The 15810-nt window shown below is 60.2% G+C and carries 16 protein-coding genes; 10 read left to right on the forward strand and 6 right to left on the reverse strand.

Annotated features, from left to right (window positions below; translation table 11 throughout):
- The first annotated feature begins 17 nt into the window (after positions 1-17).
- Both HBN79_RS06325 and HBN79_RS06330 read left to right on the forward strand, forming a co-directional pair.
- On the forward strand, positions 18-398 hold the full coding sequence (locus HBN79_RS06325; RefSeq protein WP_016782709.1) for a RidA family protein: 381 nt from the start codon (positions 18-20) through the stop codon (positions 396-398).
- Between the two features lie 68 nt (positions 399-466).
- Complete coding sequence (locus HBN79_RS06330; RefSeq protein ID WP_095017871.1) at positions 467-1231, forward strand: hypothetical protein; 765 nt, start codon at positions 467-469, stop codon at positions 1229-1231.
- 33 nt (positions 1232-1264) lie between these two features.
- Here HBN79_RS06330 and HBN79_RS06335 read toward each other — a convergent pair whose 3' ends face one another.
- Positions 1265-2122, reverse strand: coding sequence for an NAD-dependent epimerase/dehydratase family protein (locus tag HBN79_RS06335; protein WP_169916455.1), 858 nt, complete (start codon positions 2120-2122; stop codon positions 1265-1267).
- Between the two features lie 189 nt (positions 2123-2311).
- On the opposite strand from HBN79_RS06335, the gene exbB reads away from it, so the two are divergent.
- The 6 genes from exbB to HBN79_RS06365 all read left to right on the forward strand — a co-directional run bounded on the left by exbB (position 2312) and on the right by HBN79_RS06365 (position 9107).
- Positions 2312-3292, forward strand: coding sequence for a tonB-system energizer ExbB (exbB, locus tag HBN79_RS06340; protein WP_094999713.1), 981 nt, complete (start codon positions 2312-2314; stop codon positions 3290-3292).
- Between the two features lie 6 nt (positions 3293-3298).
- Positions 3299-3724: a TonB system transport protein ExbD gene (exbD, locus tag HBN79_RS06345; RefSeq protein ID WP_016782713.1), complete on the forward strand. Its 426-nt coding sequence runs from the start codon at positions 3299-3301 to the stop codon at positions 3722-3724.
- Positions 3721-4467 carry an energy transducer TonB gene (locus tag HBN79_RS06350; protein ID WP_094999712.1) on the forward strand — a complete coding sequence of 249 codons (747 nt, stop codon included), beginning with the start codon at positions 3721-3723 and terminating at the stop codon, positions 4465-4467. The genes exbD and HBN79_RS06350 overlap by 4 nt, the downstream gene beginning before the upstream one ends.
- A gap of 162 nt (positions 4468-4629) precedes the next feature.
- Positions 4630-5550: a hydrogen peroxide-inducible genes activator gene (locus HBN79_RS06355; RefSeq protein WP_094999711.1), complete on the forward strand. Its 921-nt coding sequence runs from the start codon at positions 4630-4632 to the stop codon at positions 5548-5550.
- An 11-nt stretch (positions 5551-5561) separates the two neighbouring features.
- A complete protein-coding gene (gene recG / locus HBN79_RS06360) occupies positions 5562-7637 on the forward strand; it encodes an ATP-dependent DNA helicase RecG (protein ID WP_094999710.1) in 2076 nt (691 codons plus the stop codon).
- Between the two features lie 75 nt (positions 7638-7712).
- The gene (locus HBN79_RS06365) at positions 7713-9107 is read left to right on the forward strand and encodes an aminoacyl-tRNA deacylase and HDOD domain-containing protein (protein ID WP_169916456.1); all 1395 of its coding nucleotides are present in this window, start codon (positions 7713-7715) and stop codon (positions 9105-9107) included.
- Between the two features lie 134 nt (positions 9108-9241).
- Here the strand turns inward: HBN79_RS06365 and HBN79_RS06370 are convergent, their stop codons facing one another.
- The 4 genes from HBN79_RS06370 to HBN79_RS06385 form a co-directional block, all read right to left on the reverse strand.
- On the reverse strand, positions 9242-9622 hold the full coding sequence (locus HBN79_RS06370; RefSeq protein WP_094999708.1) for a helicase: 381 nt from the start codon (positions 9620-9622) through the stop codon (positions 9242-9244).
- A 190-nt stretch (positions 9623-9812) separates the two neighbouring features.
- Positions 9813-10088, reverse strand: a complete 276-nt coding sequence (locus tag HBN79_RS06375; protein ID WP_016782719.1) for an HU family DNA-binding protein — start codon at positions 10086-10088, stop codon at positions 9813-9815.
- Between the two features lie 189 nt (positions 10089-10277).
- Positions 10278-11426 carry an FAD-dependent oxidoreductase gene (locus HBN79_RS06380; protein WP_094999707.1) on the reverse strand — a complete coding sequence of 383 codons (1149 nt, stop codon included), beginning with the start codon at positions 11424-11426 and terminating at the stop codon, positions 10278-10280.
- Between the two features lie 40 nt (positions 11427-11466).
- The gene (locus HBN79_RS06385) at positions 11467-11634 is read right to left on the reverse strand and encodes a rubredoxin (protein WP_003437744.1); all 168 of its coding nucleotides are present in this window, start codon (positions 11632-11634) and stop codon (positions 11467-11469) included.
- 203 nt (positions 11635-11837) lie between these two features.
- Between HBN79_RS06385 and HBN79_RS06390 the strand changes: the two genes are divergently transcribed.
- Together HBN79_RS06390 and ubiA are read left to right on the forward strand one after the other, a co-directional pair.
- Entirely contained in the window at positions 11838-12401 is a 564-nt protein-coding gene (locus HBN79_RS06390; protein WP_094999706.1) for a chorismate lyase, read from the forward strand.
- Positions 12401-13291, forward strand: coding sequence for a 4-hydroxybenzoate octaprenyltransferase (gene ubiA / locus HBN79_RS06395; protein WP_169916457.1), 891 nt, complete (start codon positions 12401-12403; stop codon positions 13289-13291). The genes HBN79_RS06390 and ubiA overlap by 1 nt, the downstream gene beginning before the upstream one ends.
- A 133-nt stretch (positions 13292-13424) precedes the next feature.
- Here ubiA and HBN79_RS06400 read toward each other — a convergent pair whose 3' ends face one another.
- A complete protein-coding gene (locus HBN79_RS06400) occupies positions 13425-15806 on the reverse strand; it encodes a penicillin acylase family protein (RefSeq protein ID WP_169916458.1) in 2382 nt (793 codons plus the stop codon).
- Between the last annotated feature and the right edge of the window lie 4 nt (positions 15807-15810).

Consider the following 15810-nt stretch of genomic DNA (forward strand, 5'->3'; position numbering starts at 1 on the left):
ATTACAAGGAGTCACCCATGTCCAAGACTGTTATCACCAGCGACAAGGCACCTGCTGCAATCGGTACTTATTCTCAGGCGATCAAAGCTGGCAATACTGTCTACATGTCCGGTCAAATCCCGCTGGACCCAAAAACCATGGAACTGGTTGAAGGCTTTGAAGCCCAGACCATCCAGGTTTTCGAAAACCTGAAGTCGGTCGCTGAAGCCGCAGGCGGTTCGTTCAAGGACATCGTCAAGCTGAACATCTTCCTGACTGACCTGAGCCACTTCGCCAAGGTCAACGAGATCATGGGCACCTACTTCGAACAACCCTATCCGGCCCGCGCCGCCATTGGCGTTGCTGCACTGCCAAAGGGCTCGCAGGTAGAAATGGACGCTATTCTGGTTATTGAGTAACGCCCTCGGCGCAGCGTCTTCATGCTGCGCCACCCCCCCGCTCTTCCCGGCTTCAAAAGGATTCCACCATGCGCAAAGCGCTAGTGTTGTCACTGCTCTCCATTGTTTTGGGTGGTTGTGCCAGCGAACCCGCCCCCCGTGATATCAGTGGCATCTGGATCAATCAGGCAGCAATAGATGAAGCGGCCAAGGGTGGCGGCCTGCTTGACGCCTTGTCGTCGTCAGGGCCAACCCTGGAATGGAGCATCGACGCCAAAAACGCCAAGGCCACCTGGCGAAGCAGCTTTGAGCGGGACGAGGGTACGCTGGTGCCTGATGGCAGCGCGTCGTGGAAGGTCAATTTCTATGGCGGTGAGAATACTGACCTGAAGCTCGAAGGCTCTGAATTAATACAGTCAGCGACTGAATTCTTTCCGCGGCAGGCGTTCGTACGTCCAGCTCAAAGTGATGTCGGTGAAGTTTCCCGGGGCACAAATGCAGACTTGTTCAAATCGGTGCATTTTGAGCAGGCACTCAAGTCAGCCTATCTTGGGGGCGAATGGCGCGTACTGAGTGGTGCAGGTCAGGGTGCCAAGGTGACATTCTCGCCCAAGGGGCAAGTCAGTGGATTGCCTGGCATCAATGGCTATGAGCTGTGCCTGGGAGGTGACTGCGCCACTATGAGCGGCGGTTTGGACAGCCTCTGGCTTCAGCAGGGGGAAATGGGCGCAGCGCATATTTTTGTGCGCAAAGGCCGCACACTTGAAATCTTCGAGGCGGTGGACGTCTCAGCGCCCGACGAAATGCCCCAGTTCTACCCGGGCAAGCGTGAGTGGGCGCTGGAGAAGCTGTAAGCCAACCAAACGCCCGCTCCTACAAGACAACTCTCAGGCCTGCTCCCCCAAAATCGCAGCATAGCCCTCGCGATAATTCGAATAGCGCGGCTCCCAGCCAAGCGCCTTGGCGCGGGCATTGCTGCAGCGCTTGCTGCCTGCGCGGCGCACGCTCGCTTCGGCGGCCCATTCGGTAATGCCCAACCGCTCGCGCAACCAGTCCACCACTTCTGCCAGTGGCGCCGGTGCGTTATCCACACCTATATAGCAGTCATCCAGCGCCTTGCCCTGACGATCAGCCTCCAGCAGAAAGGCCAGCAGCCCCGCAGCATCATCGGCATGGATACGGTTGCCATACAGCGGCGGCTCAACCGCCACGCGATAACCTTTGCGCACTTGCCCCAGCAGCCATTCACGACCCGGCCCGTAGATCCCGGTCAGGCGTACCGCGCTGGCAGCGATGCCACTCTCCAGCGCCACCCGCTCGGCATCCAGGATGATCCGGCCAGAATAGTTGGTGCTCAGGGCGGGCGATGTTTCGTCGATCCATTCCCCGTCTTTCTGGGCGTAAACGCCACTGCTGGATACAAACAGCAGACGCTTGGGTCGCTGACCATGCTGCTCCAGCCAACTCAGGGTGTTTTTCAGGCCGTCTACATATGCCGCCTGATAGCCCGCTTCGTCATGCTCGGTCGCCGCCGCGCTGTACACCACGTAGTCAATTTGCCCGGTTGGCCATTGCGTCGGGCATTGCTCGCTGAACAAATCGCCCTCCACACCGATAACGTCCGTGGGTAAACGGTCAATGGAGCGGCGCAGGCCGTAGACCTGCCAATCCTGGTCGAGCAGTTGAGTCGCCAGACGGCTGCCGACATCACCGCATCCGACGATCAATACAGAGGCTTTGGGCATCGCAAAAATCCTAATGAAAAGTTACAAAAAGACGTAATTTGGCACGACCAAAGTCGTGACTTCCGAAAAAAACAGATGCTATTGCTTTTGTTAACAAGAATTACTTGCAATAATAACCCATCATTTTGCCCTTGGTCTTACAACGCGTTGTAGGGCATTACCTCATTACTTTTCTCAGGTCCGGCTAGCATGACACGCAATCATCCCACCGCTTCGCCAACCCAGCCTTCGAGCCCTGCACGCGTCTGGCGTGGGGTTGCGGCGCTGATGTTCAGCTTGATGTTGGCACCTGTTGCGGCATTTGCCGACGAGCCTGCTGCCCCGGCCGTGCACGCGGCCACTGAAGCAGCTGCCCCGGCACCTGTTGCTGCACCGGGTACGACTGATCCTACACTGGTTGAAGGCGCTGCTGCGCCAGCCGATAACGCGCCGCAAATAGTCGCAGAAGAAGACAACAGCCTGGGCATGGCCCATGACCTGTCGCCTTGGGGCATGTACAAAAACGCAGACATCATCGTCAAAATCGTAATGATCGGCCTGGCTATTGCTTCGATCATCACCTGGACGATCTGGATTGCCAAAGGCTTTGAAGTCCTGGGTGCCAAGCGTCGTCTGCGCAGCGAAATTGCCCAACTGAAAAAAGCTCGCACCTTGAAAGAAGCCAGCGAGACGGCTGGCAAAGAAGGCACCCTGGCCCACTTGCTGGTGCAGGACGCCCTTGAAGAAATGCGCCTGTCGGCCAACAGCCGTGAAAAAGAAGGCATCAAGGAGCGTGTAAGCTTCCGTCTTGAGCGTCTGGTTGCAGCGTGCGGTCGCAACATGAGCAGCGGCACTGGCGTACTCGCCACCATCGGTTCCACAGCACCGTTCGTCGGTCTGTTCGGTACCGTATGGGGCATCATGAACAGCTTTATCGGCATCGCCAAAACCCAGACCACCAACCTGGCAGTTGTTGCGCCGGGTATTGCCGAAGCCCTGCTGGCCACGGCACTGGGTCTGGTCGCAGCGATCCCTGCGGTAGTGATTTACAACGTCTTCGCCCGCTCCATCACCGGCTACAAGGCCCAGGTGGCGGATGCGTCTGCTGAAGTGTTGCTGTTGGTTAGCCGTGACCTCGATCACCTGCCGCCCGAGCGCAGCTCGCAACCGCACATGGTGAAAGTGGGGTAATCGGCCATGGGCCTGCATTTAAAAGAAGGCGATGACGATCTCGCCGAAAACCATGAAATCAACGTCACCCCCTTTATTGACGTGATGCTGGTACTGCTGATCATCTTTATGGTGGCAGCACCGCTGGCCACTGTGGATATCAAGGTTGACTTGCCTGCTTCCAGCGCCAAACCGGCGCCTCGCCCTGAGAAACCGGTGTTCCTCAGCGTCAAGGCTGATCAGCGCCTGTACCTGGGCGAAGAGCCGGTCACGGTTGAAGCCCTGGGCCCGACCCTGGATGCCAGGACCCACAACAACAAAGACACGACGATCTTCTTCCAGGCCGACAAGGGCGTGGACTACGGTGACTTGATGAGCGTGATGGATGCTTTGCGCGCAGCAGGTTACTTGAAGGTGGGTCTGGTCGGACTTGAGACGGCAGCCAAGAAATGACCATAGCGCGCCAAAAGATGACGCGTTACGCAATCAGCCTGGCCGCGGTGTTGGCCATCCATGCAGTGGCCGTGATTCTGGCCCTGCAATGGTCCAACCCGCGAGCAATCGAACTTCCGCCGCAAGCGATGATGGTTGACCTGGCGCCGTTGCCAGCACCGCCACCGCCAGCACCGCCCAAAGTGGTGACACCACCACAACCCCCGGCGCCAGTGGAAGAGTTGCCGATACCCAAGCTGGCCGAAGCGCCCAAGCCGAAGATTTCTGTACCCAAACCGGTCAAGCCCAAGCAAAAGCCTCAACCGCCCAAGCCTGTGGAAAAACCGGACCCGGTCAAAGAGAAACCTTCAGAAGAGAAACCGAGCGACGCAACGCCGACCAAAAATACCAGCGAGAAATCCGCTGCACCGGCACCGGGGCCGTCGGCGCAACAACTGGCGGCCAAGGCCAGTTGGGAAGGCACTTTGCTCAGTCACCTGGGCAAGTACAAAAAGTACCCGCCTGCTGCGCAATCCCGTGGCAAGGAAGGCTTGAACCGTCTGCGCTTCGTGGTAGACGCCGAAGGCAAGGTACTGTCCTACGAACTGGTAGGGCGCTCTGGCAACGCCGATCTGGACCGGGCCACCCTGGAAATGATTCGCCGGGCACAACCCTTGCCCAAGCCGCCGCCTGAAATGCTGACCAATGGCAGCATCGAGATCGTGGCACCCTTCGTTTATTCCATCGATAAACGTCGGCGCTAACACCACAAAGGGCACCTCAGGGTGCCCTTTGTGCATCTGCGGTCTGGATAAAAAACCAGTCATACCTTGATTGGCTACTGTAGCTCTGAGGGTAATGTCTGATAACGTGCGTCTATCGATTGCAGCCGCTATGCTTGGCCCGCAACCACAGGGACGCACGCTATGACGCTTACAGAATTACGCTACATCGTTACCCTCGCCCAAGAGCAGCACTTCGGCCACGCCGCCGAGCGCTGCCATGTCAGCCAGCCGACCCTGTCGGTGGGTGTGAAAAAACTGGAAGACGAACTCGGTGTGCTGATTTTCGAGCGCAGCAAAAGTGCCGTGCGTGTAACCCCCGTGGGCGAAGCCATCGTGGCCCAGGCGCAAAAGGTGCTGGAGCAGGCCCAGGGCATTCGCGAACTGGCTCAGGCCGGCAAGAACCAGCTGACCGCTCCGCTTAAAGTAGGCGCGATCTATACCGTGGGTCCGTATCTGTTCCCGCATCTGATCCCGCAACTGCACCGGGTTGCCCCGCAGATGCCGTTGTATATCGAAGAAAACTTCACCCATGTGCTGCGCGACAAACTGCGCAACGGCGAGCTGGATGCAATCATCATCGCCCTGCCGTTCCAGGAAGCCGACGTGCTGACCATGCCGCTGTATGACGAGCCGTTTTACGTGCTCATGCCCAGCGAGCACCCGTGGACCAAAAAAGACACCATCGACGCCAGCCTGCTCAACGACAAGAGCCTGCTGTTGCTGGGCGAAGGTCACTGCTTCCGCGATCAGGTGCTGGAAGCCTGCCCGACTGTGGCCAAAGGCAATGATGGCGCCATGCACACCACGGTCGAATCCAGCTCGCTGGAAACCATCCGCCACATGGTCGCTTCCGGCCTGGGTATCTCGATCCTGCCGTTGTCGGCTGTCGACAGTCATCACTATGCCCCGGGCATCCTGGCTGTGCGTCCGCTGACCCCGCCGGTACCGTTCCGCACCGTTGCCATCGCCTGGCGCGCCAGCTTCCCGCGGCCAAAGGCGATTGAAATCCTCGCCGACTCGATCCGCCTGTGCTCGGTGGCCAAGCCGCCTGCCGCGACCTAAGTGCCACAGCAATGACCGAGTTGTCGAAAGTGTCGGTCACCGCGCTCAAGGGCGTCGGTGAGGCCATGGCCGAAAAATTGGCCAAGGTCGGACTGGAAAACGTCCAGGACGTGCTGTTCCATTTGCCGTTGCGCTATCAGGACCGCACCCGCGTTGTCCCGATTGGCGCTTTGCGCCCCGGTCAGGATGCCGTTGTCGAGGGCCGGGTCATTGGCGCCGACGTGGTCATGGGCAAGCGCCGCAGCTTGCTGGTGCGCATCAACGATGGCACCGGCGGCCTGAGTCTGCGCTTCTACCACTTCAGCAATGCGCAGAAGGAAAGCCTCAAACGTGGCACCGAAGTGCGCTGCTATGGCGAAGCCCGCCCCGGCGCTTCGGGGCTGGAGATCTACCATCCCGAATACCGCGCCATTACCGGCGACGAACCGCCACCTGTCGACACCACGCTGACGCCCATCTACCCCACCACCGAAGGCCTGACCCAACAGCGCCTGCGTCAGCTCAGCCAGCAAAGCCTGGCCATGCTCGGCCCGCGCAGCCTGCCCGACTGGTTGCCGCCGGAGCTGGCCAAGGACTATCAACTGGCCCCGCTGGATGAAGCCATTCGCTATCTGCATCAGCCGCCTGCCAATGCTGATGTTGAAGAACTCGCCCTGGGCCATCACTGGGCCCAGCACCGCCTGGCCTTTGAGGAGCTGCTGACTCACCAGCTGTCGCAACAGCGACTGCGCGAGAGCCTGCGTTCACAACAAGCCCCGGCGTTGCCCAAGGCGAAAAAACTGCCAGTGCAGTTCCTCGCCAATCTGGGTTTCCCGCCGACGGGCGCGCAGACCCGGGTTGGCAACGAGATTGCCTACGACCTCAGTCAGCCCGAACCCATGTTGCGCCTGATTCAGGGCGACGTGGGCTCCGGCAAGACCGTGGTTGCGGCGATGGCAGCGTTACAAGCACTTGAGGCGGGTTATCAGGTGGCCCTGATGGCCCCCACGGAAATCCTCGCCGAGCAGCACTTCATCAACTTCAAGCGCTGGCTCGAGCCTTTGGGCCTTGAAGTGGCGTGGCTGGCCGGCAAGCTCAAGGGCAAGGCCCGGGTCAGTGCGCTGGAGCAAATCGCCAGCGGCGTACCGATGGTGGTCGGTACCCATGCTCTGTTCCAGGACAACGTGCAGTTCAAAAACCTGGCGCTGGTGATCATCGACGAACAGCACCGCTTTGGCGTGCAGCAACGTCTGGCCCTGCGCAACAAGGGCGTGGGCGGGGTGATGTGCCCGCACCAGCTGATCATGACTGCCACGCCGATCCCGCGCACCCTGGCCATGAGCGCCTATGCCGACCTCGACACCTCGATCCTCGACGAGCTGCCGCCGGGCCGTACTCCGGTTAATACGGTACTGGTGGTCGATACGCGGCGTCTCGAAGTGATCGAGCGGGTGCGCGCCGCCTGCGCTGAAGGGCGCCAGGCGTATTGGGTGTGCACCCTGATCGAAGAGTCTGAAGAAATGACCTGCCAGGCTGCCGAAACCACCTTTGAAGACCTCTCCAGCGCCTTGGGTGAGCTGCGCGTCGGGTTGATTCACGGGCGAATGAAGCCCGCTGAAAAAGCTGAAGTCATGGCGCGCTTCAAGGCTGGCGAGCTGCAATTGCTCGTGGCCACCACGGTGATTGAGGTGGGCGTCGACGTGCCCAACTCAAGCTTGATGATCATCGAAAACCCCGAGCGCCTCGGCCTGTCCCAGCTGCACCAGTTGCGCGGTCGCGTGGGCCGGGGCAGCGCCGTCAGCCATTGCGTGCTGCTGTATCACCCGCCGCTGTCACAAATCGGCCGTCAGCGCCTGGGCATCATGCGCGAGACCAACGATGGCTTTGTGATCGCCGAAAAAGACCTCGAACTGCGCGGCCCCGGCGAAATGCTCGGCACCCGCCAGACCGGTCTTCTGCAATTCAAGGTCGCCGACCTGATGCGCGATGCCGACCTGCTGCCCGCCGTGCGCGAGGCCGCCCAGGCGTTGATCGAACGCTGGCCGAGCCATGTCAGCCCCCTGCTTGATCGCTGGCTGCGCCACGGTCAGCAATATGGTCAGGTGTAAAAGACCATTCAGTAAATGGCCCGGCGGCCGATCAAGAGCTAATCAAAATCAAGTTGTACAGAACGGATGCAGACCATGACTGAAGTTGCCAGTGCCCTTGTTGCTGCGAGCACGCCGTCCGTTATCGGGCGCTTGCTCGGTGACCTGGCTGTTGCCTATCGCAAAGTCCCGGATCACCCGGGGCTCGACCCTGCGCGCAAGGTGCACGCCGTACTGCTCGACGATTCGATCGGTCCCCTGCTGGTGCTGTTCACCCAGAATCATTTACTTGATCTGAACCGTCTGGCCGACTTGACCGGGCGGCGCATGACCGCCGTTGCGCCGGAGCGCCTGCAGGTCTTGCTGGACAAGCATGGCCTGAGCCAGCTACCGGGCTTGCCGGCGCTGGTCAACTCGCCCTGCCTGTACGAAGAACACTTGCTGCAACAACCCTCGCTGCTAATCAGCACGGGTGAACCGGGCCTGTGGCTGGAGATTGCCCAGCAAGACTTCAAACCCCTGCTCAAAAACGCCAGCGCCGGCCGTTTTGGCGAGCCTTTGGGCGCCATCACACCTGATCTCGGCGGGGACGATGGCGAGGCCATCACCCGGGCAGTGCAGGCCTTCACGGCGCGGCGCATCCAGCAGCGGCTGGAGGCCACCATCGAACTGCCACCGCTGTCCGAGAGCGTGCGCAGAATCATGCGGCTGCGCTCCGACCCTGACGTGACCATCGATGAAATCACCAGCGTGGTGGAAACTGACCCGGCGCTGGCGGCGCAGGTCATGAGCTGGGCCTCGTCATCGTTTTACGCCTCGCAGAGCAAGATTCGCTCGGTCGAAGACGCCATTGTGCGCGTGCTGGGGGTTGATCTGGTGATCAACCTGGCACTCAGCCTGTCGCTGGGCAAAACCCTGAGCCTGCCCAAGGACCATCCGCAATCGAGCACTCCTTACTGGCAGCAGTCGATCTACACCGCGGCGGTGATTGAAGGGCTGACCCGGGCCATGCCTCGGGAGCAGCGCCCCGAAGTCGGCATGACTTACCTGGGCGGGTTGCTGCACAATTTTGGTTACCTGCTGCTGGCCCATGTATTTCCGCCGCATTTTTCGCTGATCTGCCGGCATCTTGAGGTAAACCCCCACGTCAGCCACAGCCTGATCGAGCAGCACCTGTTGGGTATCAGCCGTGAACAGATGGGCGCCTGGCTGATGCGCTTTTGGGGGATGCCGGATGAGTTGGCGATTGCCGTACGCTATCAACACGACCCGGCTTATGTGGGGGTGGATGCGCAGTATCCGAACCTGGTGTGTGTGGCGCTGGGCTTGCTGCGCAGCCGCGGAGTCGGTCACGGTGCGTGTGCGCCGTTGCCGGATGCGTTGTTCGAGCGTCTTGGCGTGCCACGAGAAAAGGCTGAGGCGGTGGTGGGCAAAGTATTGGAGGCTGAAGTGTTGCTGCGCGAGATGGCGGCGCAGTTCGGTCAGGCTTGAATAACTAAAAGCACAAGCCCCTCACCCCATCCCTCTCCCAGAGGGTGAGGGAGCTGATTGTCGGTGTTCTTGAAATCGCGCGCGGTCAGTGCCCTCTCCCTCTGGGAGAGGGCTAGGGTGAGGGGCTCTTGATCTTAAGCCTTGGCCTTTTTACGCGGCTTGAGGTACTTGGTCAGGCCCTGGAACCAGATCACCAGCGCCGGGTTGCCCTTGATCTGAATCGACTTGTCCTGAATCCCTGTCATGAACGCCAGTTGCTTGTTCTTCGCCTGCAGCGTAGCGAAGCCGTAGGCGGCATCTTTAAAGGCGATGGCAAACGCCGGCTCGGGGTACAGGCCGCCGTGGCTGGTGATGCGCTGGTCTTTGACCTTGAAATGACGGGCCACTTTGCCGTCGAGGGTTTGCAGCTGGAACACCAGATCCTTGTCCACCAATTGTTGCTGGAAAGCAGGATTGTTGCGGCTGGCTTTGCCCATCAAAAAGCCCAGCATCCAGAGCAGAAAACGAAATTTCATGTACGCGGCCTCGGGGAAATAAAAAATGGCCGGCGCAGTGTAACGATTTGAGCGAAGAACGCCATATTTCTGCAGAGTTAGGCGTAGATGGGCTAGGTTTTGCCACTTATGGCCGCACAATCGGCCCGTGTTTTCTCAAGAACGGGCCGCTGGCAAGGCCAGCTTGCCCATTCTTCATGTAGCCCGTGCCTTAAGGATTCACGCTGTCCTTGAGGAATTTGCCCGGTTTGAACGCCACCGTGTTGCTGGCCTTGATGGTGACCGGCTGGCCGGTTTGCGGGTTTTGCCCCGTACGGGCACCGCGGTGGCGCTGGATAAAGGTGCCAAAGCCGACCAGCGTAACGCTGTCCTTGCGATGCAGGGCCTGGGTGATTTCCTCCAGCACCGCATTGAGAACGCGGTTGGCTTGTTCTTTGGTTAGGTCAGCCTTTTCAGCGATAGCTGCGGCGAGATCGGGTTTACGCATGATGAAGCCTCATTGACGGTTTTTTGTTGTTATGTCCGTGCTGCTCTCTACGGAGCAGCGCCCAAGGCGCCGCAGGCTCTAAACTGCGGCAGACCCGTGTGAGAATGGCACGCGACCAAGGTCGGCGCCAGCCTCTGCACAGGCTTTGTTGAGTCAAGGCAATGGCATATGCGACAGAATGAGCCGCTTTTACGCCAAAAGTGCAGGCAGCTCTTTGTTTAGCGCGAGTTTTTCTCGAACAGCCTCACCCGTCAGCGCATAACCGAGCAACTTGCCGTCTGCGTCGCGGCACAGCGCCTTGATATCGGCGCCCTGACCTTCCACGGTCCACACACCCTCGTAGCCACGCGGCACAGGTGACACCACCAGCGGGCACACCGGGGTTTTCACCGTAATGGGCATGGCTCCGTAACTGACCGCGGTCGGGTTGCCTGCCAGGGTTTGCGCCAGCGCCCGGGCGCAACTCATCAACGGCATCACATACAGCAGGTTAAGGCCGTCGACCTCGGCACAATCGCCCAGCGCGTAGATATGAGAGTGAGAGGTTTTAAGCTGACGATCCACCTCAACCCCGCGATTGACCTTGATCCCCGCAGCGGCGGCCATATCAATGCGAGGGCGCAAACCGATGGCGGACACCACCACATCGCACGGAACGACACTGCCATCCGACAAATGCGCCTCGAGGCCGCTGTCGGTACGTTGCAGGCGGGTCAACACCGGGCCCAGATGAAAGCGTGCGCCCAGGCTTTCGAGGCCAGCCTGCACCGCCGCTGCAGCAGCGGGGTGTAAAAGGGTTGGCATCACTTGCTCGCAGGGCGCGACCAGATCGACCTCATAACCGCCTGCGATCAGATCGTTGGCAAATTCGCAGCCGATCAGCCCGGCGCCCAGGATCAGGACGCGGCGTTTACCTGCGGCAGCTGCGCGAAAACGCGCGTAGTCTTCCAGGTCATTGATCGGGAAGATCGCATCCTGGGCGTCGCCCTCCACCGGGACCTGCACCGTTTGCGCACCCCAGGCCAGCACCAGGTCACGATAGGGCACCGCCTCTTCACCGATCCACAATTGCTTGTGGCCCGGGTCGATACCGCTGATGCGGGTATGGATACGCACCTGGGCCTTGAGCTGCTCGGCCATCGCCTCGGGCGTGGCCATGCTCAGGCCGTCAGCCTCTTTGTTTTTGCCAAAGCCGGTAGACAGCATTGGCTTGGAGTAAGAGCGCCCGTCATCGGAGGTGATCAACAGCAGCGGGGTTTCGCTGTCCAGCTTGCGAAACTCACGGGCCAGGTTATAGCCGGCCAGCCCGGTGCCAACGATCACGACAGGTGCGTTCATGCCAATCTCCAGAAGTTGAATCAGGTTTTAAAAGGGTTGATCAGTTGATTTCAATCATCTCGAAATCCATTTTACCGACGCCACAATCCGGGCACAGCCAGTCTTCAGGTACGTCCTGCCACAGGGTACCGGGGGCGATGCCATCATCCGGCCAGCCGTCGGCTTCGTTATAAATCAGTCCACATACAATGCATTGCCACTTCTTCATCTGGGTATTTCCTAAAGGTTCAGGCTTGGACAAGGCCACGGACTTATCAACAGGCGCCGTGTTACTCGTCAAATTCAGGGCGTTTTGTACTGATGACCACCCGCAGATGCAAGCACCAATACGGGCAAAAGTCCCTTGGACGCTCATTCGAGGATCCGCGTGATAAGCTCGCCGACCTCAATGGCTGCCAATTATGACCCACCGTGCCGCACATAACTTCTCCGCTTATCCCCCCTGTCTGGCTTGAACAAGGCCAACTTCCTGCGCTGCCTGACACACAGACCCTGGACTGGCTATTTGACGAGGGCTCTCTGACTCGGCGTCTCACTGCAATTTCAGATAATGCCTTCAGCGTGCTTCCACTTTATGAAGGTTGGCAAGTACTGCGCCCGGATGAATGCGCTGCGTTGGACCTGCCTGAAGGCGTTCAGGGCTGGGTGCGCGAAGTGTATTTGCGCGGGCACGGTGAGCCTTGGGTGTTTGCACGCAGTGTCGCGGGTAAAAGCTCACTGCAAGAGGGTGGCCTGAACATGGACGAACTGGGCAACCGCTCGCTGGGGGAGTTGCTGTTCAGCGACCAGGCCTTTGAGCGCGGAGCCCTGCAGGTGTGCCACTACCCGCGTAACTGGTTGCCGCAGGCTGATCAGGTCGATCACCTGTGGGCACGCCGCTCGCGCTTTGTGCGTGGCAAACTGAGCGTGCTGGTGGCCGAAGTGTTTTTACCCAAACTGTGGGCCGCCCTCGGTGCCCGGTCGGAGAACAATTGATGTACACGCGCCTGCTCAAATCACTCAACCGTTTCAACCCTCGTGCCTGGGACTTTATCCAGCTGACCCGCATGGACAAGCCCATCGGCATCTACCTGCTGCTGTGGCCGACCTTGTGGGCATTGTGGGTGGCCGCCAAAGGCGTACCCTCGGTGGGTAACCTGCTGATTTTTGTCTTAGGCGTGGTGTTGACCCGTGCTGCCGGCTGCGTGATCAACGACTTTGCCGACCGCAAGGTGGATGGTCATGTCAAACGAACAGAACAACGGCCTATGGCCAGTGGCAAAATCAGCAGCAAAGAAGCCCTGGTGTTCTTTGCGCTGTTGATGGGGGGCAGCTTCCTGCTGGTGCTGTGCACCAATGCTCCGACCATCTGGCTTTCATTTGGCGCGCTGGCACTGGCGGCCACTTACCCGTTCATGAAGCGCTACACCTACTACCCGCAAGTGGTGCTGGGCGCAGCGTTCTCGTGGGGCATACCGATGGCCTTTACGGCCGAGACCGGCAGCCTGCCGGCTGCGGCCTGGCTGCTGTACATCGCCAACCTGCTGTGGACAGTGGCCTACGACACCTACTACGCCATGACCGACCGCGAAGATGATCTCAAGATCGGGGTTAAATCCACCGCCATCCTGTTTGGCGATGCCGACCGCGTGATCATCCTCAGCCTGCAGGGTCTGGCCCTGGGTTGCCTGCTGCTGGCAGGGTCGCACTTTGAGCTGGGCGGCTGGTTCCACCTTGGCCTGCTGGCGGCGGCGGGCTGTTTTGTGTGGGAATTCTGGTACACCCGCGACCGTGATCCGCAGCGCTGCTTCAAGGCCTTCCTGCACAACCACTGGGCAGGGTTGGCGATTTTTGTGGGGATCGTGCTCAATTATGCGGTGGCTTGAGCCCCTGCCCCGCGAGTTTTTTCAACGCTGACCCAACCCCTGTGGGAGCGGGCTTGCTCGCGATGCGGACAGCGCGGTGGCGCTGCAAGACCGCGACGATCCAGTCGCGAGCAAGCCCGCTCCCACATCGGCCTTACCCCGCTGGCACCAGCCGCAAGGTGCTGCGGGTATTGAGCTGGATTTCGTTTTCGTCCATATGCGGTTTGTCGTAATCACCCTCGATGTAGGACTCGGCCTGGTCGCGGTAGTGCTTGTCGAACGGCACGCCACTTTGCCCGACCGGGTTGATGGTCAGCCCGTGGGACGGCTCGGCAAAGTCGATCAGGCGCCGGGTAGACGGGCCGTAGTTCACTGGCCACGGGGCATTGCCCAGTTTGGCGCTGAGGTTGTTGGGCACTTCGTGGCCGCCGGGGGCGGCGAAGGGGCCGACGTTGAGCAGCCAGTCCAGGGGCTTTTGCCGCCCCAGCGGGTGTTCATGGGTCAGGGTGTGGGCCACGCCCCAGCGCCATTGCCCGGGGTCGTCACCCAGGGTGGCCTTCAAATGGGCGATGCTGGCCTGCCACGCCACCTTGACCGTATCGGCGCGGGTTTCTGTGCGCGCGGTGCTGCGGTTGTCCCACCACAGTGAATCCGGGCTGGCCGCAAGGCGCGGCAAGGCAGCATCGATCACACGCGTAGTCAGCATGGCATCAAAAAAACTGTCGCCCAGTTTGTCGCGCATGGTGGCCTCTGTGAGGCTGTACAAAAACTGGTTGAACAAGGTCGCCGCAGTTGAGTCCAGCGGATAATCGCCCTTCCACTGTGCCAGTTGCTCCACCAGTTTGCGTTCGCCCGGGTCCGTGACCACTTCGCGCAGCACCGGCAACAGAGGCTTGAGCACACGCTCACCGTAGCCCGTGGCAGTACCCAGCTGCAGGGCCTGGCTGTTTTTCAGGTTCCACTTGACGCTGTCATCGCGGAGCTGACGATCAAGCTGCTGGCCGCGATCAGCCAGGTTGTAATAACCGGGGATCTCGATGCCGACAGGCGACAATGGCTGGAAGTTGGCTGACACGATATAACCCCGCGCCGGATTTTCTTCCTGGGGGTTGGCGCTGAACGGGTAAAAACCGTCTTTGTCGGCCTGTGCTGTGCCGCCGTCGAGGATAAACGCCGGATTGACTCCGGCCGGGCGCTTGGGCAGTTGCGCCGCTGCCCACCAGCCGATATCACCTTTGGCGTTTGCCCACACCAGATTCAGACCGGGCGCCTGAATATAGGTCGCAGCGGTACGCGCCTTGCTCAGGCTGTCAGCACGGTTGAGCTGGTAGAAGCCTTCGAGGATCGGATTTTTCGTTTCCAGAAAGCCCCACCACATGGCAATCGGCGTGTTGCCCGCCGTGGCGCCCAACACGTCATTGATAATCGGCCCGTGGGGCGACTGGCGCAGAGTAAGGATCACCGGCGCCTCGCCCTTGACGGCAATCTGCTGTTCGCTGCGGGTCATGTCGACCCATTGGCCGTGATACCAGACCTGATTGGGGTTATCGGGGTTGGTCTTCTCGGCGATCAGGTCCAGATCATCGTTCTGGAACATGGTCAGGCTCCAGCCAAAATCGGGGTTGTTGCCCAGAAAAGCGAACGGCACCAGCGCCTGATGGTAGCCATACAGGTCGAAATCCGGTGCCGACAGCTGCGCTTCGTACCACACAGACGGTGCCGCAAAACGGATATGCGGGTCACCCGCCAGCAGTGGCTTGCCACTTTGTGTGCGTTTGCCTGACACCACCCAGGCGTTGCTGCCTTCAAACTGCGGCAAGCCCGCCTGGCTCAGGGCCTGATCGCTCAGTTGGGCCAGCGCCCCCAGGGTTTCCCAGTCGCTGGCCGCCAGTGCAGGAGACAATACGCCCTGGGGCTGCCAGTCGAGGTCGAAGATTTTCAGGTAATCGCTGCCCAGTTGGTCACGTATATAGGTCAGCAGCGGTTCGGTACGAAAGCCGGCGGCAAAGCTGTAAGCCATGTAGCCGGCGACACTGATGGTATCTTCGCCGGTAAAGGGCCGGGGGGCGATGCCCAGCAGGTCGAACTCCACGGGTTTGGGGTTGTTGGCCTGGTATTGATTGATCCCGTCCAGGTACGCCTGCAAGGCCAGAAATGACGGGGAGTGGTGATCCAGCTCAGTCAAGTAACTCGCAGCCCGCTCACGGATGCGCAGGCTGCGAAACAGCTTGTCGGTATCGACCAGCTTGGGGCCCAGCACCTCGGCCAGTTCGCCCCGGGCGAGGCGGCGCATGATCTCCATCTGAAACAGCCGGTCTTGTGCCTGAACGTAGCCCAGGGCCCGGTACATATCCGCCTGGTTGCCTGCACGAATATGCGGCACACCGCGCTCGTCATAACGCACCGTGACCGGCCCCTGCAACGCTGCAAGCGCCACTTGCCCCTGGCGTACGGGCAGTTTGCTCTGCACGTACCAGGCCCCGCCGCCTGCAAGAACGACTATGGCAACGGCGATAACGGTCAGGCTGCGATTCATGAAG

This window comes from Pseudomonas sp. WS 5051, assembly GCF_012985715.1.
Taxonomy (GTDB): Bacteria; Pseudomonadota; Gammaproteobacteria; order Pseudomonadales; family Pseudomonadaceae; genus Aquipseudomonas; species Aquipseudomonas bubulae.